Source organism: Lentzea californiensis, from assembly GCF_024648825.1.
Classification (GTDB): Bacteria; Actinomycetota; Actinomycetes; order Mycobacteriales; family Pseudonocardiaceae; genus Lentzea; species Lentzea californiensis.
Map to the genome: position 1 here is coordinate 384369 of NZ_JANBBE010000003.1, position 26186 is coordinate 410554.

General features: G+C 70.7%; 19 protein-coding genes. 13 read left to right on the forward strand and 6 right to left on the reverse strand.

The annotated features are described in order from the left end of the window. The first annotated feature begins 25 nt into the window (after positions 1-25). From LX88_RS16215 to LX88_RS16245, 7 genes are read left to right on the forward strand one after another with little or no spacing between them, the layout of a single operon-like run. Positions 26-6538 (forward strand): type I polyketide synthase, encoded by a 6513-nt coding sequence (locus LX88_RS16215; protein WP_258948608.1) that lies wholly within the window; start codon positions 26-28, stop codon positions 6536-6538. Next, on the forward strand, positions 6526-10191 hold the full coding sequence (locus tag LX88_RS16220; protein ID WP_258948609.1) for a beta-ketoacyl synthase N-terminal-like domain-containing protein: 3666 nt from the start codon (positions 6526-6528) through the stop codon (positions 10189-10191). The genes LX88_RS16215 and LX88_RS16220 overlap by 13 nt, the downstream gene beginning before the upstream one ends. Beyond that, positions 10191-10451, forward strand: coding sequence for an acyl carrier protein (locus LX88_RS16225; protein ID WP_036014077.1), 261 nt, complete (start codon positions 10191-10193; stop codon positions 10449-10451). Before LX88_RS16220 ends, LX88_RS16225 begins: the two co-directional genes overlap by 1 nt. Then, positions 10444-11223, forward strand: a complete 780-nt coding sequence (locus LX88_RS16230) for an alpha/beta fold hydrolase (RefSeq protein ID WP_258948610.1) — start codon at positions 10444-10446, stop codon at positions 11221-11223. The genes LX88_RS16225 and LX88_RS16230 overlap by 8 nt, the downstream gene beginning before the upstream one ends. Then, on the forward strand, positions 11220-12347 hold the full coding sequence (locus LX88_RS16235) for a glycosyltransferase (protein ID WP_258948611.1): 1128 nt from the start codon (positions 11220-11222) through the stop codon (positions 12345-12347). Before LX88_RS16230 ends, LX88_RS16235 begins: the two co-directional genes overlap by 4 nt. After that, a complete protein-coding gene (locus LX88_RS44285) occupies positions 12344-14092 on the forward strand; it encodes a class I SAM-dependent methyltransferase (RefSeq protein WP_258948612.1) in 1749 nt (582 codons plus the stop codon). The genes LX88_RS16235 and LX88_RS44285 overlap by 4 nt, the downstream gene beginning before the upstream one ends. Next, entirely contained in the window at positions 14089-14865 is a 777-nt protein-coding gene (locus LX88_RS16245; protein WP_258948613.1) for a hypothetical protein, read from the forward strand. The genes LX88_RS44285 and LX88_RS16245 overlap by 4 nt, the downstream gene beginning before the upstream one ends. On the opposite strand, the gene LX88_RS16250 is transcribed toward LX88_RS16245, so the two are convergent. The 4 genes from LX88_RS16250 to LX88_RS16265 form a co-directional block, all read right to left on the reverse strand. Beyond that, positions 14843-17083 carry an exo-beta-d-1,3/1,6-glucosidase gene (locus tag LX88_RS16250; RefSeq protein ID WP_258948614.1) on the reverse strand — a complete coding sequence of 747 codons (2241 nt, stop codon included), beginning with the start codon at positions 17081-17083 and terminating at the stop codon, positions 14843-14845. The genes LX88_RS16245 and LX88_RS16250 overlap by 23 nt on opposite strands. A gap of 294 nt (positions 17084-17377) precedes the next feature. Further along, complete coding sequence (locus LX88_RS44290) at positions 17378-17875, reverse strand: COG4315 family predicted lipoprotein (protein WP_258948615.1); 498 nt, start codon at positions 17873-17875, stop codon at positions 17378-17380. A 33-nt stretch (positions 17876-17908) separates the two neighbouring features. Next, positions 17909-18544: a TetR/AcrR family transcriptional regulator gene (locus LX88_RS16260; protein ID WP_258948616.1), complete on the reverse strand. Its 636-nt coding sequence runs from the start codon at positions 18542-18544 to the stop codon at positions 17909-17911. A gap of 90 nt (positions 18545-18634) precedes the next feature. Then, positions 18635-19222, reverse strand: a complete 588-nt coding sequence (locus LX88_RS16265) for a D-alanyl-D-alanine carboxypeptidase family protein (RefSeq protein ID WP_258948617.1) — start codon at positions 19220-19222, stop codon at positions 18635-18637. A gap of 243 nt (positions 19223-19465) precedes the next feature. On the opposite strand from LX88_RS16265, the gene LX88_RS16270 reads away from it, so the two are divergent. From LX88_RS16270 to LX88_RS16285, 4 genes are all read left to right on the forward strand, one after another. Then, complete coding sequence (locus tag LX88_RS16270; RefSeq protein ID WP_258948618.1) at positions 19466-19864, forward strand: SSI family serine proteinase inhibitor; 399 nt, start codon at positions 19466-19468, stop codon at positions 19862-19864. A 131-nt stretch (positions 19865-19995) separates the two neighbouring features. Further along, positions 19996-21093 (forward strand): calcium:cation antiporter, encoded by a 1098-nt coding sequence (locus tag LX88_RS16275; protein ID WP_258948619.1) that lies wholly within the window; start codon positions 19996-19998, stop codon positions 21091-21093. 64 nt (positions 21094-21157) lie between these two features. Beyond that, positions 21158-22564, forward strand: a complete 1407-nt coding sequence (locus LX88_RS16280; RefSeq protein WP_258948620.1) for an FAD-binding oxidoreductase — start codon at positions 21158-21160, stop codon at positions 22562-22564. An 86-nt stretch (positions 22565-22650) separates the two neighbouring features. Continuing rightward, positions 22651-23781, forward strand: a complete 1131-nt coding sequence (locus tag LX88_RS16285) for a lipase family protein (RefSeq protein ID WP_258948621.1) — start codon at positions 22651-22653, stop codon at positions 23779-23781. On the opposite strand, the gene LX88_RS16290 is transcribed toward LX88_RS16285, so the two are convergent. Next, positions 23771-24163 (reverse strand): hypothetical protein, encoded by a 393-nt coding sequence (locus tag LX88_RS16290; RefSeq protein WP_258948622.1) that lies wholly within the window; start codon positions 24161-24163, stop codon positions 23771-23773. The two genes, LX88_RS16285 and LX88_RS16290, sit on opposite strands and share 11 nt — an antisense overlap. A gap of 56 nt (positions 24164-24219) precedes the next feature. Here LX88_RS16290 and LX88_RS16295 point away from each other — a divergent pair, with 56 nt between their 5' ends. Beyond that, positions 24220-24777, forward strand: coding sequence for a TetR/AcrR family transcriptional regulator (locus tag LX88_RS16295; RefSeq protein ID WP_258948729.1), 558 nt, complete (start codon positions 24220-24222; stop codon positions 24775-24777). On the opposite strand, the gene LX88_RS16300 is transcribed toward LX88_RS16295, so the two are convergent. Continuing rightward, a complete protein-coding gene (locus LX88_RS16300) occupies positions 24734-25192 on the reverse strand; it encodes a DUF3291 domain-containing protein (protein WP_258948623.1) in 459 nt (152 codons plus the stop codon). The two genes, LX88_RS16295 and LX88_RS16300, sit on opposite strands and share 44 nt — an antisense overlap. 25 nt (positions 25193-25217) lie before the next feature. Between LX88_RS16300 and LX88_RS16305 the strand changes: the two genes are divergently transcribed. Continuing rightward, positions 25218-26159: a D-2-hydroxyacid dehydrogenase family protein gene (locus LX88_RS16305; RefSeq protein WP_258948624.1), complete on the forward strand. Its 942-nt coding sequence runs from the start codon at positions 25218-25220 to the stop codon at positions 26157-26159. Positions 26160-26186: the final 27 nt, after the last annotated feature.

A 26186-nucleotide genomic window follows, 5' to 3' on the forward strand; every position in this document is an offset into this window, starting at 1 on the left:
CTCCCCACCCCTGCAGGGTGAGGAAGTGAGCGCAGTGAACATGCTGTCGGATCGAGAACGGGTGCTGTGCCTGAGTCCTTTCAGCACCCCCAACCCGGCCCTCGTGGTCGCGGCCGAACGAGCCGGCGGGCTCGGTGTGCTCGACCTCGGGCCCCACGCCGCCGCCGACCTCTGCCGTGTCGCCACGCGTCACCCGCGCGCCTTCGGGGTGCGGCTGCACGGACCGTTGACGGTGCCCTTGCCGGACGCCGTCGACACCGTCGTGGTGGATCTTGTTCGTCATGCCCCGAACCTCGCTGAGCTGGGTGAACGCCGCGTCCTCGCGGTGATCACCTCGGTGGCGGAAGCCGTTGCGGCGATCGAGTCCGGAGCCACCGGCTTGATCGCGAAGGGTGCCGAGTCCGGCGGCCGAGTGGGTGGTTCACCCGCGTTCGTGTTGCTCCAGCAGGTGCTCGCGCTGACCGATCTGCCGGTCTGGGTGGCCGGGTCGATCGGCCCCGACACGGCTGCGGCCGCGGTCGCCGGAGGTGCTCGCGGAGTGGTGCTGGAAGGCCAGCTCGCACTCGTCGCGGAGGCCCGAAAACATATTTCCGGCGAAATTGTCAACGCGGTCCGGATGATGGACGGCGCCGACACCGTCGTGAACCACGGGTTACGCGTTCATGTTCGTCAAAACGCGCTCGAAATTGGTCAGGAAGGTTCCCTGGCTGATAATTACCGTACCGCGTTCGGCACGGTCGGAGGCGTGGTCGGCGCCATTCAACGGGGGATGAGGGACAATCTCACCCTGGCGGGTGAGCACCGCTCCATCCGGTCCGGCGGGCCGTTCTGCGACCGCGTCCCCGGCCTGCGGTACCCGATCGCGCAGGGCCCGATGACCCGCGTCAGCGACCAGCCCGCGTTCGCCGCGGCCGTCGCCGAGGGAGGGGCGCTGCCGTTCCTCGCGCTCGCGTTGATGGAGGGCCCGGCGGTCCGCGGACTGCTGGACCACACAGCGGCGAAACTCGGCGAACGGCCGTGGGGCGTCGGCCTGCTCGGCTTCGCTCCGGCGGACCTGAGGGCCCGGCAGATGGAGGCCGTGCTGGCCGTCCGGCCGAAGTACGCGATCGTCGCCGGGGGCACGCCCGCGCAGGCGCGCGAGCTGGAGGACGCCGGCATCGAGGCGTTCCTGCACGTGCCGTCGCCCGCGCTGCTGCGCCGGTTCCTCGACGAGGGCGCGCGCAAGTTCGTCTTCGAGGGCTCGGAGTGCGGCGGGCACACCGGTCCCCGCAGCAGCTTCACGTTGTGGCAGCAGCAGATCGACGTCCTGCGCGGGCGTGAGAAGGACGTCGTCGCGTTGTTCGCGGGCGGCATCCACGACGCCCGCTCGGCCGCCATGATCTCCGCGATGACCGCGCCGATCGCGGCACGGGGAGCGGCGATCGGCGTTCTCGTCGGCACGGCCTACCTGTTCACCGAGGAAGCCGTGTCGCACGGCGCGATCCAGCCGGTGTTCCAGGAGGTCGCGCTGGAGTGCGAGGACACGGCGCTGCTGGAGACCTCACCGGGCCACGCCGTCCGCTGCGCGCAGACGTCCTATGTGGACACCTTCGAGCAGGCGCGCGCCGGACTGAGCGGACTGTCCAAGCAGGAGAGCTGGGAGAGGCTCGAACAGCTCAACCTGGGACGGCTCCGGCTCGCCAGCCGTGGTCTCGTGCGCGACGAGGGCGGTCTCAAGCCGGTCGGCGAGGACGAGCAGCGCCGCGAGGGCATGTTCATGATCGGCCAGGTCGCGACGCTGCGCTCCGAACGCACCACCATCGCGGAGCTGCACGAGGACATCGTGTCCGGCGTGCTGCCCGAGACCGGCTCGGAGACCGTCGAGGCCGAACCGCTGGACGTCGCCATCGTCGGCATGGCCGCGATCATGCCGGGAGCCCGTGACGTCGCGGAGTTCTGGGCGAACGTCCTGGCGGGCACCGACTCCATCACCGAGATCCCGCCGGACCGCTGGTCGCCCGAACGCTACGGCAGTCCGTTCAAGTGGGGCGGTTTCCTCCCGCGCACGGCCTTCGACCCGCTGGCGTACGGGATCCCGCCCACCTCGCTCACCTCGATCGAACCCGCCCAGCTGCTGGCGCTCGAAGTGTCGGCGCGGGCGCTGCAGGACGCCGGCTACGCGACGCGGGTGTTCGACCGCGAACGCACGTCGGTGATCTTCGGTGCCGAGGCGGGCGCCGACCTCGCGAACGCCTACACGGTCCGCACCGCGTTGCCCGCCCTGGGCATCAGCGGCCTCGACGACCACCTGCCGTCGCTGACCGAGGACTCGTTCCCCGGCGTGCTGGGCAACGTGATCGCCGGCCGGGTCGCGAACCGGCTCGACCTCGGCGGCGCGAACTACACGGTCGACGCGGCCTGCGCGTCCAGCCTCGCCGCGCTCGACGTGGCGTGCAAGGAACTCGTCGGCGGCACCAGCGACATGGTCCTCTGCGGCGCGGTCGACCTGCACAACAGCGCGCATGACTACCAGATGTTCGCGTCGGTGAAAGCCCTGTCCGCCAAGGGCCGCTGCGCCACGTTCGACTCGGCGGCGGACGGCATCGCACTCGGTGAGGGCGTGGCCGCCGTCGTCCTGAAGCGACTCGCCGACGCCGAACGGGACGGTGACCGCGTCTACGCGGTGGTCAAGGGCATCGGCGCGTCGAGCGACGGCCGGTCGCTGGGCCTGACCGCGCCGCGGCCGGAAGGCCAGCAACGGGCCCTGCGCCGCGCCTACGCCTCCGCCGGGCTGCCGGTCACGGCCGTCGGACTGGTCGAGGCGCACGGCACCGGAACCGTGGTGGGCGACCGCACGGAGCTCGCGTCGCTGACCGAGATGTTCTCCGGCGTCGAACCCGGCACGTGCACGATCGGCTCGGTCAAGTCGCAGATCGGCCACACCAAGTGCGCGGCCGGCCTCGCGGGCGTGATCAAGGCCGCCCTGGCCGTGCACACCGGCGTGCGGCCCGGCACGTTGCACGTCAAGCAGCCCAACGCTTTCTGGGACGCGCGCACCAGCCCGTTCGCGTTCGGCCACCGCACCTGGGCGAGCAAGAGCCGGGTCGCGGGCGTGAGCGCGTTCGGGTTCGGCGGCACGAACTTCCACACCGTGATCGCGGGCTACACCGGGGCCGACGAACCGCGGCACGGCCTGACCGCCTGGCCCGCCGAGCTGTTCCTGATCCGAGGTGAGGACCAGGCTGCCGCACAACGGGAAGCCGCCCGCCTCGCCGGACTGGCCGACGCGCGTACGCCGTTGCGGTCACTGGCCGCGGCCTGTGGTGAGGGCACGGTCCAGGCCGCGTTCGTGGTCAGCGATCACGCCGCGCTGCACAAGGCGCTGGAGGACGTCGAGGCCTGGCGTTCGTCGGACGTCGTGTCGTTGCGGACGGGGGAGCGGCCCCAGGTCGCGTTCCTGTACCCCGGCCAGGGCAGCCAGCGGCCGGGCATGCTGCTCGACCTCGTCACCGCTTTCCCGCGCCTGCAGGACTTCCTCGACGCGCGCTACGAGCGGGTGATGTACCCGTCGGCCGCGTTGACCGCCGAGGACGTGTCGCGGCAGCGCGCCGAGATCACCGACACCCGCAACGCCCAGCCCACGCTCGGCGTCGCCGGGCTCATGGTCACGTCGCTGCTCGACTCCGTCGGCGTCCGTCCGGACCTGGCCGGTGGTCACAGCTACGGCGAACTGGTCGCGCTGTCGGCGGCCGGAGCGTTCGGTGCCGCCGAGTTGCTGGAGCTCAGCTCAGCGCGTGCCGAGGCCATGCTGGAGGCGGTCGGCGAGGACCCCGGCACGATGGCCGCGGTGACCGCGCCGGTGGCCGAGGTCGAGGCGCTGCTGCCGGCCGATGTAGTGGTGGCCAACCACAACGCGCCCGAGCAGGTCGTGATCTCCGGCCCGACCGAGGCCGTGGCCCGTGCGGTCGAGGTGCTCCGGGCCGCCGGGCTGACCGTGAAGGACATCCCGGTCGGCGCCGCGTTCCACAGCCCGCTGATGGCCGGTGCCCGCGACCGGTTCGCGGCCCGTCTCGCGGAGATCTCCCTGGGCGAGACGCGGTTCCCGGTGTGGTCGAACGTGTCCGCGGCGCCGCACGAGAACGTGCTCGAAGGGCTGTCCGCACAGCTCGCGGGCCGGGTGCGGTTCGTGGACCAGATCGAGTCGATGTACGCGGCGGGCGCCCGGATCTTCGTCGAGGCGGGACCCGGCGGCGTGCTGACGTCCCTGGTCGGCAAGACCCTCGGCGACCGGCCGCACCAGGCGTTGCGCTGCGACGACCACGTGACGTTCCTGCGCACCTTGGCGACGCTCGCGGTCGCCGGTGTCGAGGTGGACACCGCACCGCTGTTCGAGGACAGGGCCGAACCGGCCACGGCCGTGCCGCCGAGGCCGGGCTGGTACGTGGATGGAGGACTCGTGCGGGACGCGAACGGTGAGGCACTGCCCGGCGGGCTGCGGCCCGCGACGGAGTTCCCGACGCTGCGCGTGGGATCGGGGCTCGGGCGGGACGAGATCATCGAGAAGTTCCTGGACGGGATGCGCGACGCGGTCAGCGCCCAGCGCGACGTCCTGCTGAGCTACCTCGGCACCGAGCCCGCCTCGGTTCCGGCGCCCCGGCAGGTGATCGACCAGCAGCCCGTCGCCGTCGTCGCGGAACCGGTGGCCAAGCCGCAGGAGGACGTGGGCGCGGTGGTGCTGCGCACGATCAGCAACCGCACCGGCTACCCGGTCGAGATGCTGCGGCCGGGGCTGGACCTGGAAGCGGACCTCTCGATCGACTCGATCAAGCGGACCGAGATCGTCGGTGAGCTGGTGGCCGAGCTGGGTGCCGCCGGGTCGGTGGACGAGCTGGCACAGCTCAAGACCATCGAAGGCATCGTCGGCTGGTTCGGTGCCGCCGCCCCGGTCGCCGCCGTGGGCAAGGACGTCCGGGAGGTCGTGCTGCGGACGATCAGCACGCGCACGGGCTATCCGGTCGAGATGTTGCAGCCGGGGCTGGACCTGGAGGCGGACCTGTCGATCGACTCGATCAAGCGCGCGGAGATCGTGGGCGAGCTGGCCCAGGAACTCGGTGCGGCAGGGGAGGTCGACGAGCTGGCGCAGCTGAAGACGATCGACGGGATCGTCGCGTGGTTCGGGGACACCCCGGCCCCCACCGCTGCTCCGGCCCCGGCACTGCCGGCGCCGTCGGGAGGCCGTCTCGTGCGGCTCGTGCCCCAGGTCGTGCCCGCGGAACCCGCCGCCGCCGTCGACCTCACCGGCAAGACCGTGCTGATCATCGACGACAACGGGATCGGCCTCGAACTCGCCGACCTGCTCGAACGCCACACCGCCAGGCCGCGCATCGAGCCGTCCTTCCCGGCCGACCTGACCGGCGTCGACGTCGTGATCCGGCTCCAGGCACGGCTGCCGGAGGCGTTCAGCGAGGTCAAGGCGTGTATGACGAACGGGGTCGCGCTCGTCGTCGTGACCACGGGCGGCGGCACGTTCGGCTTCGACCACCAGCCCGACGAACTGCCGGCGGACATCGGCCTGCACGGCCTGATCCGCACGGCCGCGCTCGAGTACCCGGACCTCGTGGTCCGCTCGGTCGACGTCAACCCCAAGGAAAGCCACCGCGACATCGCCACCGCGCTGCTCGCCGAGATCGGGCCCGGTCCGGCCGTCGTCGGCTACCACGCCGGCCGTCGCCAGGTCATCGAGGCGGTCGAGACCGGACTCGACGCCGCGCCCCTCACCCTCGACGCCGACAGCGTGGTGCTGCTGACCGGTGGCGCCCGCGGCATCACCGCGCTCGCCGCGACCGGACTGGCCGAGCGAACCGGTTGCCACATCGAGCTCATCGGCCGCACACCGATCGCGCCCGAGGACCACCGGCTCAGCCACGCGACCACCGAGCCCGAGCTCGTGAAGGCGTTGTTCGAGCTCGGCGAGAAGGACGACGTGCCGGCCAGGGCGCGCAAGGTCCTCGCCGAACGCGAGGTCCGTCAGACCATGGAACGGTTGCGCGCCAAAGCGTCGAGCGTGCGCTACCACGAGTGCGACGTCGCCGATGCCGAAGCCGTGGGCAGGGTGGTCGATGACATCAAAGCCAGGTTCGGCCGGCTCGACGGCGTCATCCACGGCGCGGGTGTGCTGGACGACAAACTGATCGAGGCCAAGACCCAGGAGTCGTTCGACCGGGTCTGGGCGACGAAGGTGAACGGCGCCAAGGCGTTCGGCGACGGGTTCCTCGTGCTGTTCGGCAGCGTCAGCGGTGTGTTCGGCAACCGCGGCCAGGCCGACTACTCGGCGGCGAACGACGCGCTCGACCGGATGGCCCGGTTCTGGGGCGCGCAACGCCGTGTCGTCGCCGTCGACTGGGGTCCCTGGGCCGGTGCGGGCATGGCGGCCGGCCTCGCCGGTGAGTACGCGCGGCGCGGCATCCCGATGATCGAGCCGGCGCAGGGCGTGGACGCGCTGCTCAACGAGATCGCGAACGGTCAGGACGTGCAGGTGGTCTACCGATGGGAGGCATAGCGATCGTCGGGATCGGCGCCGTCTTCCCCGGTGCCCCGGACGCGGCGACGTTCTGGCGCAACATCGTCGGCGGCGTCGACGCGATCGGCCAGATCCCGCCCGGCCGCTGGGACCCGGCCACCTACTACGACCAGGACAGCAGGACCGGCGACAGGTTCTACTGCCGCAGGGGCGGGTTCGTCGACGACCTCGCGGAGTTCGACCCGACCAGGTTCGGCATCATGCCGTCCACAGTGGACGGCGCGGAACCCGACCAGCTGCTCGCACTCGCCACCGCAGCCGAAGCCATCGCCGACGCGGGCGGTGAGTCGGTGCTGCCGTCCAGGGACCGCGTCGGCGTGGTCGTGGGACGCGGCGGGTACCTCACGCCCGGCTGTGCGCGGCTCGACCAGCGGGTCAGGCTCGCCGACGAGGTCGTGTCGGTGGTCGGGGACCTCTTCCCGAACCTCGCCGGCGCCGAGCTGGACGCCGTCCGCCAGGCCATTCGCGACCGGCTCGGCCCCGAGCAGCCGGAGTCGACGATCGGTCTCGTGCCGAACCTGGCGGCGTCGCGCATCGCCAACCGGTTCGACCTCAAGGGCACCGCGTACACCGTGGACGCGGCCTGCGCGTCCGGGCTGGTCGCCGTCGAGCACGCCGTCCGCGAACTCCAGGAGGGTCGCGCGGACGCCATGCTCGCCGGCGCCGTCCACGTCTGCCACCACCCGACGCTGTGGAGCGTGTTCACGCAGCTCAGGGCGTTGAGCCCGACCGAGCGGATCCGGCCGTTCGACGCGAGCGCGGACGGCACGCTGCTGTCCGAGGGCGTCGGCATGGTCGTGCTGAAACGGCTGGAGGACGTCGGCGACGAACGCGTCTACGCGGTGATCCGCGGCATCGGCAGCGCGAGCGACGGCCGTGCCACGAGCATGATGACCCCTAACCCGGACGGCCAGCTCCTTGCCGTGCAACGGGCCTGGGCGAACGCCGGCCTCGATCCCCGCGAGAAGTCACCGGGTCTGATCGAGGCGCACGGCACGGCCACGCCCGCCGGGGACGCCGCCGAGCTGCAGACGATGATCACCGCGTTCGGCGGGCAGGGCGACGAGATCGGCATCGGCACGGTCAAGTCGATGATCGGTCACGCGATGCCCGCCGCCGGCATGGCCGGGCTGATCAAGGCCGCACTCGCGTTGCACCACAACACGCTTCCGCCGACCCTGCACGTCGACACCCCGCACAGCAGTCTGGCCGGCACCAGGTTCACACCCGTGACGAGTGCTCGCGAGTGGACCGGACGGCATCGCGCGGTCGTGAACGCGTTCGGGTTCGGCGGGATCAACGCCCACGCCGTCCTCGACGGCCACACCATCGCCCAGCCGCGCAAGCCCGTCATGACGTTCGCCGCCGACACCGCGGAAGAACTCGCCGACGCGCTGAAGGAACGCCGCACCTCCAGCGCCGACAGGGCGTTCCGGCTCGCGATCGGCAACCCGGACGACCGCAAGCTCAAGCTCGCCGAACGGGTTGTGGCCCAGGGCAAGGCGTGGCCCGGCCGCCACGACATCTGGTTCTCCCCGCAACCGCTGCTGACCGGCACCGACCAGGTCGCGTTCGTGTTCCCCGGCTTCGAGCGCGAGTTCAGCGGCGAGGTCGTCGACCACGCCGTCGGGCTGCTGCAGGACGGCCGCCGCGAGGCCCGCGAGCTCATGGCGCTCGGCATCACGCCGGGAGCGCTCGCCGGGCACAGCATGGGCGAGTGGACCGCGATGGTCGTCGGCGGCATCTACCCGACGATCGACGAGTTCGTCTCGGCGCTCGGGCCGGGTGCGGTCGCGGTCGTCGACATCGCCTACGCCGCACTGGGGTGCTCCGCCGACACCGCTGAGCAGTACCTGGTCGGCGGCGTGACGGTCAGCCACGACAACTGCCCGCACCAGTCGGTGATCTGCGGTCCGATCGACCGCCTCGAACAGGTCCTCGTCACCCTCAAGGCCAACGGCGTGATGGCACAGCTGATGCCGTTCCGCACCGGCTTCCACACCCCGGCGCTCGCCCCGTACCTGGGGCGGGCCAAGGAGATGCTCGACCAGCTGCCGGTCCGTGCCTCGGACATCCCGGTGTGGTCGGCGAACTCCCTCGAACCGATGGCCCCCGGCGAGGTCCGCGAGCTGGTCCTGCGCCACCTGGTCGAGCCCGTCCGCTTCCGGCCGCTGCTGGAACGCCTGCACGGCGCGGGTTTCCGGGCGTTCGTCCAGATCGGGCAGGGCAGCCTGCCCGGCTTCGTCGGTGACACGCTGAACGACAGGCCGCACATCGCCGTGAACGCCGACATCGCGCCGGAGGCGTTGTGGGCGTTCGGGCTCAAGCGCGGCACCGCTCACAAGGTCAAGCTCCGGCTCGGCACCCCGAAGATCACGCTCGACGCGCTCGGCACCCAGCCCGTGCTGGTGGCGGACGACAGCCCGATGTCCGCCGCCGTCAACAAGCTCCTGGCCCACACCAACGCGGTCGCACGTGAGGTCGCCGGCGCGCTCAGGCCGAACGAGGCCGGGTTCACCCGCGAGTTCTCGCTGCGGACCATGCCGGAACTGGCCGACCACTCGGTGTTCCCGCAGGCACCGGGCTGGCCGGACCTCGCGGACGGGTTCCCGATCGTGCCCGCGACCGGCCTGCTGGAGGTGTTCGCGGACGCCGCGCGCCGGCTCACCGGTGGCACTGTGCACGGGTTCGCGCAGGTCAAGGCCAAGCGCTGGCTCACCGCGCTGCCCGCGACGACCGTCAAGATCTCCGCCCGCGCGGAAGGTCAGGACCGGGTGCTGGTGAAGGTCGGCGACTACGCCGAGGGCATCGTGCTGATGTCGCCGCAGACCCCGGAACCGGTCGGCAGGGAACTCGAAGGCGTCCGTGAGGCGCCGGTGACCGCCGCCGAGCTGTACCGGGACAACTGGATGTTCCACGGACCGGCGTTCGCGGGCGTCACGAAGATCGACTGCCTGGCGGACAACGGGATCGCGGGCGTGCTGACGCCGCTGCCCGCACCGGGAGCGTTGCTGGACAGCGCCGGGCAGCTGATCGGCCACTGGATGCAGGTCTGCCGCACCGAGGACCAGACCGTGCTGCCGACCGGCGTCGAGCGGGTGACGTTCCACGGACCCGCGCCCTCCGGTGACGTCCGGTGCACCGCGTGGATCCGCGAGGTCACGGCGCAGGCGATGGTCGCGGACGCCGAGCTGACCGTGGACGGCGTGCTGTGGTGCCGGATCGCCGGCTGGACCACCCGCCGGTTCACCACGGACGACCGGATCTGGCAGGTCAAGCTCAGGCCGGGCACCGAAATGCTGTCCACTCAGGACGGTGAGTGGGTGCGGGTCGTGGAGAACTGGGCCGACAGCGCGACCCGCGACCTGATCATGCGCCGCTACCTGAACTCCGCCGAGCGACTGCACTACGGCGGCCTCGACGTGCCCGCTCAGCGCGACTGGCTGCTGCGCGTGATCGTGGCGAAGGACGCTGTGCGCGCGTGGCTGTGGGATCGCGGCGCCGGGCCTGTCTACCCGGCGGAGCTGACCGTGAACGCCGATGGCCGGGTGCGTGGCGCGTTCGCCGTGCCACGGATCGAAGTCATGTCAGAACAAGGGCGAGCCGCGGCCCGCGTGCGAACGGAGATCTGATGGACGAGGTGCTGCAGCAGGTCGCGAAGCTGATCACCGAGGTGGTCGGGCCCGACTTCCTGCTGGGCGTGGAGATCACCCGCGACACCACGTTCAGCGACGACCTGGGCCTGGAGTCGATCGAGTTCGTGGCCCTGGCGGACAAGCTCAACGCCCACTACGGCGTCGACCTCGTGGCCTTCCTGGCGGACATGGACATCGACGAGATCATGGCGATGTCCGTCGGCCGGCTCGTCGACCACATCACGGCCCGTGTCTGAGGTTCACGCCCGAGGGCTGCGCTTCCACGTGCAGCGGCTCGGGCCTCCGGAAGGCACGCAGACCCGGCCGACCGTGGTGTTCGTGCACGGCCTGGTGATGGACAACCTGTCCAGCTTCTACTACACGCTCGCCGCGCCGCTGGCCAAGGCCGGGTTCGGCACCGTGCTGTTCGACCTGCGCGGGCACGGCCTGTCCGAGCGGCCGCCCGACGGCTACACGCCGGAGGAGAGCGCGCTGGACCTCGTCGCCGTGCTGGACGGGATCGGCGTGACCGAGCCGGTCTACCTGCTGGGCAACAGCTACGGCGGTGTCGTCGCGATGCACGCGGCCGTCCAGGCCCCCGACCGGGTCGGCGGTGTCGTGCTGGTCGAGTCGGCGGTCGGGGGAGTGGTCGGCGACGCGTGGTTCGAGGACATCACGAACACGCTGACCGTCGCCGCGCTGGGCCTGGAGTTCGACCGCACGCAGGACCAGCTGATGGCACTGGGCCAGCGCAAGATCGCGAAGCTCGCGGTGAACGCCGACGCGTTGCTCAACGGCACGACGCTGATCGACGACCTCGGCTCCGGCGCGAAGCTCGACCTCACCCAGGTCCAGTGCCCGGTGCTCGGCGTCTACGGTGCCGAGTCCGAACTGATCGGCGCTGCCGCCGAACTGCGCGAGCGCATCCCGTCGTGCCGCCTGCACGTCGTGTCCGGGCTGGGGCACACGGTTCTCCGCGAGGCCACGACCGAACTGCTCGACGTGCTGTTCGACTGGTTGCCGTCATGAGCCGGTTCCTGTTCGTCGTGCCGCCCCTGACCGGCCACGTCAACCCGACCGCCTCCGTGGGCGGCGAGTTGCTGGCGCGCGGGCACGAGGTCGCGTGGGCCGGGCATCCCGGCACGCTGGAACCACTCCTGCCGGACGACGCGCTCGTGTTCGCCGCGATCGACGACCACCTGGAAGCCGTCATCCGCGCGCAGCGGGAGCGCTGGCTCGCGTTGCGCGGGATGGCGGTGCTCAAGTTCTTCTGGGAGGAGTTCCTGATCCCGCTGGGGCACGCGATGGTGCCGGGGGTCTCGGACGCCGTCACGCTGTTCGCACCGGACGTGGTCGTCGCCGACCAGCAGGCGCTGGCGGGACCGGTGGTGGCGCGTGGTGCCGGACTGCCGTGGGTGACGTCGGCCAGCACGTCCGCCGAGCTGGTGAATCCACTGAGGACGATGCCGAAGGTCGACGCCTGGGTGCGCGACCTGCTGCACGACTTCGCCGGTGGGGACGTCAGGTTCTCCGACCGGCTGGTGCTGGTCTACAGCTCGAAGGCGCTGGTGGCGGGGGAGTTCGGCGGGGAAGTGGCGTTCGTCGGGCCCGCGCTGAGCCACCGCGTGGAACGGGTGGGCTTCCCCTGGGAGAGGCTGACCGGCGGGCGCCGGGTGCTGATCTCCCTGGGCACCCTGAACGGTCCCGCGGGCGAGCGCTTCCTCGGTCAGGCAATGGAAGCGGTCGCGGAGCTCGACGTGCAGGCCGTGATGGTCGCTCCGCCGAGGCCCGCCCCGGCGAACGTCCTGATGCTGCCGTCGGTGCCGCAACTCGCGCTGATGCCGCACCTGGACGCCGTCGTCACACACGGCGGGCACAACACGGTCTGCGAAGCGCTTGCGCACGGGCTGCCGCTGGTCGTGGCACCGATCCGCGACGACCAGCCGACCGTCGCCGCCCAGGTCGTGCAGGCCGGCGCCGGCGTGCGACTGACCTTCTCGCGGGCGCGGGCGGCAGACATCCGAAGCGCACTGGCGTCCGTGCTGGACGAGCCGGAGTACGCGGCCTCCGCCGGGCTGGTGCGCGAATCGTTCTCGGCGGCAGGCGGCGCAGCGGCCGCGGCCGACCTACTGGAAAAGGTGGTGGCCGGGTGATCCTCAGCGTGCTGGTCGTGGTGGTCGTCCTGCTGGACGTGCTGCGCCTGCGTTCCCGCGCGTCCAAGCTGCGGGTGCTCGCCCAGGGCGTGGGCGGGCACTCGCTCCTCACCGCCACCGGGGTCCATCCGGAGGGCTCGTGGGAGTCCGACGCCGACCTCGTCGACCTCGTCCCGCGCGACCTGCCCACGGTCGCGGCGCTGGACCTGCTCGGCGCGGTCGATCCCGGCAAGTACCGCGACGACCAGTGGGCGCGCGGGATCAGCGCGTCGCAGGCCGTCCTGGTGCGGGAGCCGTACGTCGAGGAGGTCGACCCCGACGACCCCACCGAGTTCGTGGCGTACGTGCGGCGGGTCAAGGACCACGTGCACGCGCGGGTCGACATCGCGGTCGCGCCGGGGCTGAAGGCCGGGCCGTACGACCTCGGGTACCGCGCGGCGACGTTGCGGCGGTTCGGGAAGCGGCCGTCGCTGTGGATCGCGGGCTCGGTCATCGGGTACGCAGCCGTGGTCGCCGCCCTGATCACGAACTGGCAGTGGGGTCTCGCCGCGCTGGCCGCCTACTCGGCGCACCCGGTCCTGGTGTTCGCCGGCACGCCGCTGAAGCCGCGTGACCTGTGGGTGCCGCGCGTCCTGCGCACGCCCTACCTGTGGTTCAAGACCTCCGGCGGCAAGAAGTCGACGGCCGAGAAGCGGCAGGCCCAGCACCTCGAGCAGGCAGCGCCCTGGTACGAGAAGAACCGCGACCGGAACTTCCACGAGGCACCGCGCGGCAACTGCCCGTCCTGCGGGAGCACGGACCTGCGCCGCTGGGTCACCGCGACGGACCTGGTGCAGCGCAAGCCCGGCACGTTCACGATGGACCGCTGTGTCCGATGTGGACACGTCTGGCAGAACCCGCGCCTGACCGAGGAGGGCCTGGGCTTCTACTACCGCGACTTCTACGACGGCCTCGGCGAGACGTCGGCGGAAGCGGTGTTCTCCGGCAAGACCGAGCCCTACTACGGCCGGGCGCGCATGGTCGAGCCGTTCACGAAACCCGAACGCTGGCTGGACGTCGGTTCCGGGCACGCGCACTTCTGCCTGGGGGCCAAGGAGGTCCTGCCGCAGACGAGGTTCGACGGGCTCGACCAGGGCGCGGCCATCGAGGACGCGGCGAGGCTCGGCCGGATCGAGAACTCCTACCGCGGCAGCTTCAAGGACTTCGCGGGCGAGCTCAAGGGCCGTTACGACGTGATCAGCATGCACCACTACCTGGAGCACGTGCGCGATCCGTGGGAGGAGCTCGACATCGCCGCGGACGTGCTGCCCGGCGGCGGCTACCTGCTGATCGAGCTGCCGGACCCGGAGTGGCGGCTGGGCAGGCTGTTCGGCCAGTACTGGATGCCGTGGTTCCAGCCGCAGCACCAGCACATGATGCCGATCGGCAACCTGCAGGACGCCCTCGCCGACCGCGGCCTGACCACGGTGGCCACCGAACGCGCGAAAGCCCACCTGTGCAACGACTTCACGCTCGCGTTGCTGTTGTGGCTGGGCGACAAGGCGCCCCGCACACCCGCGCCGTGGCGGCCGGGGAAGGTCAGGCTGCGCAGGACCCGCAGCTTCCTGGTGTGGTCACTCGGCATCCCGGCGTTCTTCGTCGCGCTGGGACTGGACCAGACGGTCAACCGGTTCCTCGCCGCGCGCACCGGCAACGGCAACGCCTACCGGCTGCTGGCCCAGAAGGCGCTGGTCCCGAAGTCATGACGGTCGACATCGCGGACCGGCCTGAGCTCGCGCCGGAGCTCAGGCTGGTGCCCCACGCGTTCCGGCGCACGTTCGGACGGCCCGCGGAAGGCGTCTGGTACGCCCCCGGCGTCCTGAACCTGCTCGGTGGCGGGGTCAAGGTGCCCGCCAAGTGGGGTGCCATCGTGGCGGGGGACCGGCGCGACGACGGCCTGCTCGAACTCGTGTCGGTGAACCGGCCGACCGAACGCGCCCTGCTGCCGTCCGACGACGTTCCGGCCTGGGCGGCGGGCGTGCGGGCGAGGGGCGGGGCCGCGTTGATGTGCAGCGTCGACCTGCCGCGGGGGAGTGGCCTGTCCGCGAGCGAGGCGCTCAGCGCGGCCGTGGAACTGGCGCTCCAGGACCTCTTGGGCGAGCGGTTCGAGGAGGCGCGGGCCGAGGTGCTCGATCTACCCGGCCAACGGCTGCTCGTCGTCGACACCCGGATCCGGCGCCCGCGACCGCAGGTGGAACGGCCGTACGTGCGCGAAGCGGACGATCTCGGTGTGGCGTTGACGGCGTACCACCGCGCTCAGGACCCGGATCCGGAGCAGGACGCGGTGGTCGAGGCCGCACTGGCCGCCGGCGCACGCGGCGCCAGCCTGCTGATCGACCCGCCGGGCAGGCCCGCTGTCGCACTGGTCGACGCGGACCTGGTCCCTGCGGTCAAGAAGGCGATCACGAAGGCGGTGGAGATCCCTCCCCGCTACCTCACGATCGTCCCCTGCCCCTTCAAGGCAGCGGCTTTACGGTGAACTCCGCCCGGCGCAGCTCCTTCGAGCTCGGACCCACCAGGAGGACGAACTCGCCCGGCTCCACCACCCGGTTGCCGGCGGCGTCGACGATCGTGCAGGCGGAGACCGGGAGCTCGAGGCCGACCTGCACGGTCTCGCCGGGCTCCACGTCGACCTGCTTGAACGTCTTGAGCTCCTTGTCGGCCCAGCTCACCGACGTGACGGCGTCGCTGACGTAGACCTGCACGGTCTCGCGAGAAGGCCGTGACCCGGTGTTCGTGAGCGAGATGCACGCCTTGACGGTCTCGTCCGGACGCAGCACCGCCGTCTCGACGTGCAGGTCGCCGTACTCGACCGTCGTGTACGACAGGCCCTCGCCGAACACGAACGCCGGCTCCTGCGTCAGGTCGGCGTAGCGCGTGCCGTGCTGGCCGCGGATCTGGTTGTAGTACGTCGGCTGCTGCCCGGCGTGCGCCGCGAACGAGATCGGCAGCCGGCCGCTGGGCTCGACCAGCCCGTGCAGCACCTCGGCGATGGCACGCCCGCCCTGCATGCCGGGGTTCGCCACCCACAGCAGCGCGGCGGCGTTGCGCGCGGACGCGGGCAGGACCAGCGGCTTCGACGCCAGCAGCACCACGACCAGTGGCGTGCCGGTCTCGGCCAGCGCGTCGAGCAGGGCGATCTGGCCGCCGATCAGGTCGAGGGTGGCGGTGGACCGGCCCTCGCCGACCAGTTCGATCACGTCACCGACGACGGCGACCACGTAATCGGCGCCCTCGGCCGCCGCGACGGCCTCGGCGATCAGGTTCGCGTCCGGCGCGCAGGCCTTCACGACCGGCGGGCGCGGCTGGCCGTCGGGGAACGTGTCGCCCTCGGGGTCCGGCTCCAGCGTGAGGACGTCGGCGCCGCGCGCGTACGTGACCTCCTGCGACGAGAGTTCGCGCAGCCCGTCGAGGACCGTCGTGATCATCCCGCGCGGGTGGCCGTTGGGCAGCCAGTCGGCCTGGCCGGATGAGCCGGCCCAGTCGCCGAGCTGGGTCTGGGCGTCGTCGGCGAGCGGCCCGACGACCGCGATCCTGCCCTTCGGCTTGCTGAACGGCAGCACGCCCTCGTTGCGCAGCAGCACCAGCGAACGGCGCGCGACCTGCAGGTTCAGCGCCACGTGGTCGTCGTGGTTGATCATCACGCGCTGGCGTTCGGCGTCGGGCCTGCGCGGGTTCTCGAACAGCCCGAGGTCGAACTTCAGCGTCAGGATGCGGGTGACCGCGCGGTCGAGGTCCGACTCGGCCAGCAGCCCGTCCTCGACGGCCTGCAGCGCGCCGTCGAAGAACTGCGGGGTCGTCATGATCATGTCGTTGCCGGCCTTCACGGCGGCCGCGGCGGCGTGCGCGTAGTCGGGCTGCAGCTTCTGCTCCCAGACCATGCGGCCGACGTTGTCCCAGTCCGTGATGAGCGTGCCCTGGTAGCCCCACTCGCCGCGCAGGACCTCGTCGAGCAGCCACGAGTTGACCGTGATCGGCACGCCGTCCGTGGACTGGTAGCCGAGCATGAACGTGGCGCAGCCCTCGCGGGCGACTCGCTCGAACGGCGGCAGGAACCACGACCGCAGCTTGCGGCGCGACAGGTCGGCCTCACTGGCGTCGCGGCCGCCCTGGGTCTCGGAGTACCCGGCGAAGTGCTTCGCGGTCGCGAGGATCGCCGTCTCGTCGGACAGGCCGTCGCCCTGGTAGCCGCGGACCATCGCCGCCGCGAGCTCACCGATCAGCACCGGGTCCTCGCCGAACGTCTCGTCGACGCGGCCCCAGCGCAGGTCCCGCGAGATGCACAGGACCGGTGAGAACGTCCAGTGCACGCCGGTCGCGGCCGCCTCGACGGCGGTGACCCTGGCGACCTGCTCGACCAGCTCCGGGTCCCAGCTCGCGGCCATGCCCAGCTGCGTCGGGAAGATCGTGGCGCCCTCGTAGAACGAGTGGCCGTGGATGCAGTCCTCGGCGATCAGCAGCGGGACGCGCAACCGCGTCCGCGTGGTGAGGTCCTGCGCGCGCAGCACTCGCTCCGGCGAGGTGTGCAGGATCGACCCGACGTGCTTGCGCAGCACGTGGTCGTCCAGGTCCTCCCTCGAGTCCAGCTGCATCATCTGGCCGACCTTCTCGGCCAGCGTCATGCGGCCCAGCAGGTCGGCTACCCGCTCTGCGGTGGGCAGCGTGGCGTCGAGGTAGGGCACGTCGTCGCGATCCATGTGGTCTCCGAGAGGGCTCGTGCGGCGGCAGCGTCTATGGGAGCGCTCTCACAGTTGATACCTGAAACCGGTTCCGGGCGAAACCGGTTTCTTGATTTCCGGTACAAACGAATCGGTTGAGTAACCCGAACGCGACAAACCGGCAACCCTGCGGGGTCGCCGTTCCCGGCGTGCAGCGCCACCGTCACACGCCTCAACTTGAGCGAGCCCAACTCAAGTTTTCAGGTGCACGCGGGGACCTTTCGTACTCCAGGAGGATACGCGGGGGCCCCGCGTGCCGAACTGTGAGCGAGGCTAGCGGGTGGCCTTGGTGCCTGCCGGTGAGATGGCGAACCACTTGTCGTCCACGCCGTGCCCGGTCGTGTCGCCGGCCCCCTCGTCGTCGACGTACCGGTGAACCGGCTTGCCGGCGATGGTGACCTGCTCCAGCCCGTCCGGGCGCTTCGTCGTGCCCAGCAGCGCCTGGTCGAGACCCGGTGCCTCGATCCTGCCGCCCGCGGCCAGCAACGGCGGCCACACGAGCGTGCACTCCGGTTCGAGGCAGGCCGGCTTCGACGGGCCGTCCTGGGCGTTGAAGTAGAGGGTGTTGCTCTCGCGGTCGGCGACTACGGCACCGACCGCGGGCGACTCCTCGACCTGCAGTTTCGCGATGTCTCCCGGCAGGATCTGAGTGGGCCCCGCGACCGGACCGGCAGCGGCCTCCAGTTCGGCCGGCGAGGCGGTCTCCTGCTCCGGCGGTGCGGAACAGGCACCCAGGCACACGAGCAGCGCGAGAACGGCGAATCGGCTCACATCGGGGATTACGGACGGCGGTGCCCCATCGGTTCAGCGCTCCTGCGGGACTTGTGCCCGCAGGATGGCCGCCAGCATGAGCTCGCGGATCTCCCCGGCGATCTCGTCGACCGCGAGCGGCGGCCGGTGCGCCTGCCACTCGCGCAGCAGGCCGGTGATCGCACCCACGAGCGCTATCGCGGTGAGCCGGTACGACCGCTGCGGCGCCACGCCCGCGGACGCTGCCCGCAGCGCCTCCGACTCGATGAACTCCGCCCACGTGTTCACCCAGCGCACGTGCTGCTGCTCGATCTCCGCGTTCACGCCCACGGCCTCGACGTAGTTGAGGCGCGGCGCACGGGGATCGGCCGTCACGCTGCGCACGAACACGTCCAGCAGCGCCGTGATCCGGACCCGCACGTCGTCGGTCTCCAACTCGGCCAGCGCCGTGCGGACGCGCGTGAACGCCGTGGCGTTGATCAGATCGTGCAGGTCGCGCAGCAGGTCCTCCTTCGAGGCGAACTCCTCGTAGAAGTTGCGCGTGGAGACACCGGCCTCGGTGCACAGCCCGGAGATCTTGGTGCCCGCGAAGCCCGTGCTCGTGAACAGCGCCAGGCCGGCCTGCAGCAGCTTCGCCCGGCGCTCCGCCTTGCGCTGCTCGGGTGAAATGCCGCCGTACGCACGAGCCACCTGGGGCGCTCCAATCTGGTAACTGGGCTTGTCAGATTACGTCGGCGCAACCTCACGCGCATGCCAGGCGTCTAGACCTTTGCGCGGGGGTCAACTGCCCGTCGCGCTGGGGATCAGAGCGGGGCAACCTCCGGTGAGGTAGCCGGAGTTGTACTCGAAATGCCACTGCTCGTTTTCGTAACGGCGGCACCAGCCGAGGGTGTTGCCGTTTTTCTCGACCCATTTGGCTGATTCGATCGGCTGAACGTCGACCGCGAATCCGATCACGTGCATCGAACGGTCCGGCGGATTCAGCACGTACTTCGACGCGAGTTCTTCGGTCCCGAACTTCTCGACCGCCTCGTCGAACTCCGCCCGCTGTTGCTGACGGCTGCGCTTGCCGTCGTTGAGGCAGAGCTTGACGCCCTGGTCAGAAGCCTTCTGGCGCAGCTGGAGCCACGCCTGCAGCACCTCGGGGCGCAGGCCTCGCGGCTCCTCGTCGAAGTAGCGCGCGTCGATCGAGCAGTTCGGCCCGTCCGGTGGTCCTGGCACCTCCTCGATTATCGCGAGCGGCTTTCCCGGATGGCGGTCGAACACGAGCGTCAATCTGCCCAGGTAACCCAGCGCGCCGCCGGTGGAAACCACGAATGTGACGATCAGGAGCACGCCGGACACGACGCGTCTGGAGGTCTTGGACATGATTCGAATAATACGTCGGCGCGCAACCTCGTCTGTCAGCAACCCGTAACAGTTCGTCGGCAGCTGTGTCCCGGTGAACGTGGCGAGCACCACATCCATTCGGACCAACCGTGCTTTCCGTGGTTCGGCAAATGTGATCGGTGAACAGTTCCTGGCCCCTTTCGGCGTGGTGATTCAAGATGGCAACATCTGCATCGGCCGAGAACCGGCCCGTTTTTGTGAGGTCTCAGGAGGACCGCTTTCATGTCCGGCCGCATTCTTGCGTTCGTTGCTCTGTTCGTGTCGCTTTTCGCCTTCACCGGCACCGCTCAGGCTGCACCCCCGTCTGCTTCCCGGGGTGGCACCGCGCTCGTGCTCACCGCCCAGTACTCGGAGTTCGACGGCGGCGCCTTCAAGGCGACCGTCCTGACCTGCGAGCGAGGTGACCAGCACCCGCGCAGGGCCCTCGCCTGCGCGACGCTCGCCTCCGCCGGTGCCGACCTGCAGACGATGCAGGCCGACGGCAGGGCGTGCACGTTCCACTACGCGCCCGTCGAAGTCGCGATGTTCGGTTTCTGGCGCGGCGAGCCCGTCAGCGAAGTGCACACCTACCCGAACTCGTGCGTCATGTTGGCGCACACCGGTGCCCTCTTCGATTTCTAGGAATCGATCACGGCACCTCAGGCAAATGTGGAGCGGGGCGCGGCAGGGGCGCTTCGCTCCACATTTGTCGCATCGCGAATGGGTGCTGCGCCGAATGGCGGGCGGCCCGCCGGGCGTGCGAGGGTTGGATCATGGCCGCCGCTCCCCGCTTCCCGATGCTCCACTGGACGACCATCACGCCCGTGCTCGGCATGGTCCTGCTCGCCCTGACCTGGGGGCGCGACCTCGGGGGCGTGCTCGTCGCGCTCGTCGCCCTGGTCCTCGCCGCGACCGTCCTCGCCGCCGTGCACCACGCCGAGGTCGTCGCGTTGCGGGTGGGGGAGCCGTTCGGATCTTTGGTCCTCGCAGTCGCGGTGACGGTCATCGAGGTGGCGCTGATCGTCACGCTCATGGTGTCCGGCGGGCCCGAGGCCTCGTCCCTGGCGCGCGACACGGTGTTCGCCGCGGTCATGATCACGACGAACGGCATCATCGGCATCGCGCTGCTGCTCGGTGCGATCAAGCACCACACGATCCTGTTCAACGCGGAGGGCAGCGGCGGCGCGCTCGCCACGGTGATGACGCTCGCCACCCTCACGCTGGTGCTGCCGACGTTCACCACGACGACGCCCGGCCCCGAGTTCTCCGGCCCGCAGCTCGCGTTCGCGGCCTTCGCCTCCCTCGGCCTGTACGCGCTGTTCGTCTTCACCCAAACCGTCCGGCACCGCGACTTCTTCCTGCCGGTCGACGAGGACGGCGTGATCGAGGCCGACGACCACGCCGAGGCGCCGTCCGGCAAGGCCGCGCTGACCTCGCTCGGCTTCCTGCTCCTCGCCCTGGTCGCGGTGGTCGGCCTCGCGAAGATCGAGTCGCCCGCGATCGAGGCGGGCGTGCGCGCGGCCGGGTTCCCGCAGTCGTTCGTCGGTGTCGTCATCGCCCTGCTGGTGCTGCTGCCCGAGACGATCGCCGCCTCCCGCGCCGCGTTGCGCGACAGGATCCAGACCAGCATCAACCTCGGTTACGGCTCTGCCATCGCGAGCATCGGCCTCACGATCCCGACCATCGCGCTCGCGACAATCTGGCTGGACGGGCCGCTGATGCTCGGCCTCGGGTCGACGCAGATGATCCTGCTGCTGCTGACCGTGCTGGTCAGTGTCCTGACCGTCGTGCCGGGCCGGGCGACCCGCCTGCAGGGTGGCGTGCACCTGGTGCTGCTGGCCGCGTTCCTGTTCCTGGCTGTGAACCCGTAGCCGGGATCGTTCCCGGTCTTCAGATCCGTTGTGCCCCAGTTCGTCCGGCTCCTACGTTCGTGCCATGTTGCGTCGCAGGGCACTTCTGCGGTCGGCCGTTCTGGGGACCGTGTCGGCACTCGCCGGCAAGTCCACAATGGACGTCCAGCTGATCAGGCCGGGCGACGCCGCCTACGGAGACGCCAAACTCGGCTACTTCACGCAGTACGACGCCCAGCGCCCCAGCGCGATCGCGCGGGTCACGTCACCGGCGGACGTCCAGCGGTGCATCGAGATCGCACGCCAGGAGCGGACGAGGATCACCGCTCGCTGCGGCGGCCACAGCTATCCGGGCTACTCCACCGCGGACGGTGCCCTGGTCGTCGACGTGCGCGGTCTCAACCGCATCGACGTCCGGTCCGACGGCACGGCCGAGGTCGGCGCGGGCGTGCTGCTGATGGACCTCTACACCGCGCTGGCGAACGCCGGGCGGATGATGCCGGCGGGCACGTGCGCGACGGTCGGCATCTCCGGGCTGACGCTGGGCGGCGGCATCGGCGTGACCGCGAGGCAGTTCGGCCTCACCAGCGACCGGCTGGTCAGCGCGCGGATCGTGACACCCGACGGTGTGCACCGCACGGTGTCGGCCACCGAACACGCCGACCTGTTCTGGGCGTTGCGCGGCGGTGGCGGCGGCAACTTCGGCATCGTCACGTCGTTCGTCTTCCGCACCGAACCCGCGCGCGACCTCACGACGTTCACGCTCCAGTTCCCGTCCGCGGCGCTGGCCTCGTTGCTCAGCGCGTGGCCGGACTGGCAGGGCAAGGCGCCGGACGCCCTCACCTCGACCGCAGGCGTCGGCAGCGGCTCGAACCCGTACGTCGAGGTCGGCGGCTGTTTCGTGGGAACGCCGGCGAACCTCCGTCCGCTGCTGGACGACCTCGTCCGCCGCGTCGGCTCACAACCCACCTCGCGCCGCGAGACCGAGCAGGGCTTCCTGGCCGCGATGGAACGGTTCGCGTGGTGCAGGGTCAGCGACGGCTCGTGCCGGCCGAGCTGGAACGGAGGCGGCGGCAGCCAGTCGCGCGGCAGCTACGTCGCGACTTCGCGGATGCTGACCAAGCCGATCACCGACCCGCAGAAGCTCGCGGACGTCTTCGAGAACACCCCCGACTCCTACAACATGATCGACGCCCTGGGCGGCGCGGTCGGCCGCGGCCCGGCCACCGCGTTCCCGCACCGGACCGCCCTCGCGAGCATCCAGGTCGAGCTGACCCTGGCCGCCGGGGAGGCGAACGCGCGGCGGGCGATGGGCGTCGCGCGGGACGAGCTCGGCAAGATGTTCGGTGCCACCGGGTACGTCAACTACATCGACCCGCAGATGCCGGACTGGGCGAACGCCTACTACGGCTCGTCACTGCCCAGGCTTCGTGAGGTGGCCCGCAAGTACGACCCCGATCGGGTCTTCACCTTCGCGCAGGGGCTCGCCTGAGTTCATGAAGCCGAACGGCCTATTGTCCTGTTGCGGCGTTCGGCCCTACATTGCGGTAACGCCGGTTACCACAAAGGGGTCCAATGATGCAGCTCCGTGCCGTGCTCGCCGCCGTCTTCCTGTTGTTCACCCTGGTCACGCCCGCCACGGCGGCCGTACCTGGGGAGCTGGTCAGCAGCCGGGAGGTGGCGTGGCACCCGGAACCGCTCAGGCTGCTACCCGCCCCGGTGAAGGCCTACGACATCCGCTACAACTCGACGACCGCGACGGGTGCGTCCACCGTCGTGTCCGGCATGGTGCTCGTGTCGCCATTGCCCTGGAACAACGGTCCGCGGCCGATCGTGGCGTACGCGATGGGCACGCAGGGCCTGGGTGACCAGTGCGCGCCGTCGCGGCAACTGCAGAACGGCACCGAGGTCGAGATCGCGTTCCTCGCGCAGGCGATGTTCAACGGCTGGGCGGTCGCGGTGACCGACTACGAAGGCCTTGGCACGCCTGGGGATCACACGTACGCGGTGGCGCGGTCGGAGGGCCGTGCCCTGCTGGACGTGGCACGGGCGGCGAGTGGCATCCCGGGTTTGTCCGCGGGCGCGCCCATCGGCGTCTTCGGTTACTCGCAGGGCGGTCAGGCCGCATCGGCCGCCGCTGAGCAGTGGAAGTCCTACGCGCCTTCGCTCAACGTCGTCGGTGTCGCTGCCGGCGGTGTGCCGGCTGACCTGAACGCGGTCGCGAAGTTCAACGACGGCAACGCCGGATCGGGTCTCGTGTTCGCGGCGGCCGCCGGCTACGCCGCCGCCTACCCCGAACTGCCCCTGGCGTCGCTGCTCAACGCCCGCGGCAAGCAGGTCATCGACCAGATCCGCGAGGCGTGCGTCGCCGAGATCGCTTTGGTGGCACCGTTCACGCGCCTCAACGCGCTGACGACCACGCCGGACGTCATCCAGAACCCGTTGTGGCAGCAGAGGTTGAAGGAGAACACGCTCGGCTCGGTCAAGCCCGCCGCGCCCGTCTACCTCTACCACGGCGGGCTGGACGAGCTGATCCCGTTCGGCGTCGGGCAGAAGCTGCGTTCGCAGTGGTGCTCGCTGGGCGCCGACGTGCAGTGGACCCCGTTGCCGCTGCTCGGGCACGTCACCGCCGTCAGCGCGTGGGGTTCGAACGCGTTGCTGTGGCTCGGTGACCGCTTCGCCGGGAAGTCCACGCGTCCTAACTGCTGATCACCGCGGCGGCGAGGGCCGGGAACCAGGCCAGTGGCGAGAGCGCGGCGTGCACCAGCGGGAGCGGCCTCTTCACCAGGGACGTCATCGCCCGGAAGTAGACGATGCCCCGCGCGCCGGGGTTGCTCCTGCGCCAGCCCTTCACCATCAGGGTGTCCCCGAGGGTGAGGTGCAGCGTCAGCACGGCGAACCCGGTCCACGCCAGCAGCGCCGAACCCGTGGCCACGAAGGCGATCCAGACGCCGAGGCCGGCCACTGAGGTGACGAGGTGGTAATAGGCGAGGGCCGGTACCCGTCTTCGCGCCCGGAGGAGGCGCAGGAGCAGTGCGAAACCGATCGCGGTGTTGACGATCCAGGCGATCAGGGCGATGGCAGCGGTCATGGATCGACGGTACTACGTTCGTAGTGTTCGGTCACTACGTTTATAGTAGACCCGTGATGTCGAACCGGGACCGCGCTCTCGCCGCCGCCGTCGAGCTCCTGGGCACCGAAGGTCTGCGAGGCCTCACCCACGCCCGCGTGGACGATCGCGCCGACCTGCCGAAGGGCTCCACGTCGAACTACTTCCGCAGCCGTGCCGCGCTGCTCGACGGCGTCGTCGACTGGATGGTGCGCAAGGAGGTCCCGCAGGTCGAGACGACGCTCAAGCCGGCGTCACCGGAGGACCTGGTCGACGAGCTGTGCCGGCTCTACGAGTTCATGACGGGCCCGAACGCCGTCACGGTCACGGCCCGCATGGTGCTGTGGGTGGAGGCCGCGACCAACCCCCAGGTGCGGCAGGCGTTGTTGCGAGGCCGGGCCACGATGGCGTCGATGCTGGTCCCGGCTCTCGCCGGTCTCGGCGCGCGCGACCCGCTGGCGGCCTCGGACACGCTCGGGGCCTGTGTGCAGGGCCTGTTCCTCCAGCAGCTCGGGCGAGGCGAGGCGATCGATCCCCGGCCACTGGTCGAGATCATCGTCCGAGGTGCTCTGGCGGGAACCGCTTCCGGAACGTGAAGCCCTCCGGCGTCGGCCCCCGTTCCTTGACCAGGTCGAGTTTCGCGAGGCCCTCCTCGGTCGTGGGACGGTGTCCGGCGGGCACCCACCACATCACGTCCAGCACGCTCTCGGGGTCGAACCACTGCTTGGTGCGCTTGACCGCTTCGAGGTGCACGCCGCTGAACGCGAAGGCCCACAACGCCTCGACGGACTCCCAGACGCTGAGGTTGTAGGCCTCCCGCATCGGGTCGCGGCCCAGCCGGCTCAGGTCGTCCGCCATCCGCCCGGAACTCGGCCGCCAGACGAAACCGGGAGCCTGCTCCGCGAGGTCGTTGATCGCGTCGATCCTGCTCGTGAACCCGCGCATCCTCCAGTGGTCGAAGGCCCACCGCCCGGTCGAGTTGTTGGCCTGTGCCAGGTGGAAGGCTCCCATCCGCCTACTCTGACATGATCGGCCCATGCGGTGTGTGGTGCTCGACGACTACCAGGGCGTGGCCCTCGCGAACGCCGACTGGTCCGGCCTGGACGTGACGGTGCTGCGCGAGCACCTGGACGATCCGGCCGCGGAACTGGCCGAGGCGGAGTGCGTCGTGATCATGCGCGAGCGGACCCCGTTCACGGCGTCGTTGTTCGCGCGGCTGCCCAGGTTGCGGCTGCTGATCACCAGCGGCATGCGCAACGCGGCGATCGACCTGGACGCCGCTCGCGAGCACGGCGTGACGGTCTGCGGCACCGGCAGCGCCAAGACCCCGCCGGCCGAGCTGACCTGGGCGTTGATCCTCGGCCTCGCCCGCCACCTGGCAGTGGAGAACGCGGCCTTCCACGCCGGCGGGCCCTGGCAGAGCACCGTCGGCGTCGACCTGGCCGGGAGCACCCTCGGCCTGCTCGGGTTCGGTCACCTCGGCAAGGCCGTCGCGCGCGTCGGCAAGGCGTTCGGGATGGACGTCGTCGCCTGGAGTCCCAACCTGACCGCTGAGCGCACCGGCGCCGAGGGCGTCCGGCTGGCCACGGGACTGCACGACCTGCTGGCGCAGAGCGACTTCGCGTCCGTCCACCTCGTACTCGGCGACCGCAGCCGCGGCCTGGTCGACGCGGCCGCGCTCGCGCGCATGAAACCGAGCGCGTTCCTGATCAACACCTCGCGCGCCGCCATCGTGGACCAGGCCGCGCTCCTCGAGGCGTTGCGCGGCAACAAGATCGCGGGTGCGGGCCTCGACGTCTTCGAGACCGAGCCGCTGCCCGTCCCGCACGAGCTGCGGACGTTGCCGAACGTGCTCGCGACCCCGCACCTGGGGTACGTCACCGCCTCGAACTACCGCACGTACTTCCGCGAGGCGGTCGAGGACGTCCACGCGTTCCTCAACGGTGCGCCCGTCCGGGTGCTGACCTCGACCGTGTAGCGGCTGCGGACGTTCAGGCGATGGACC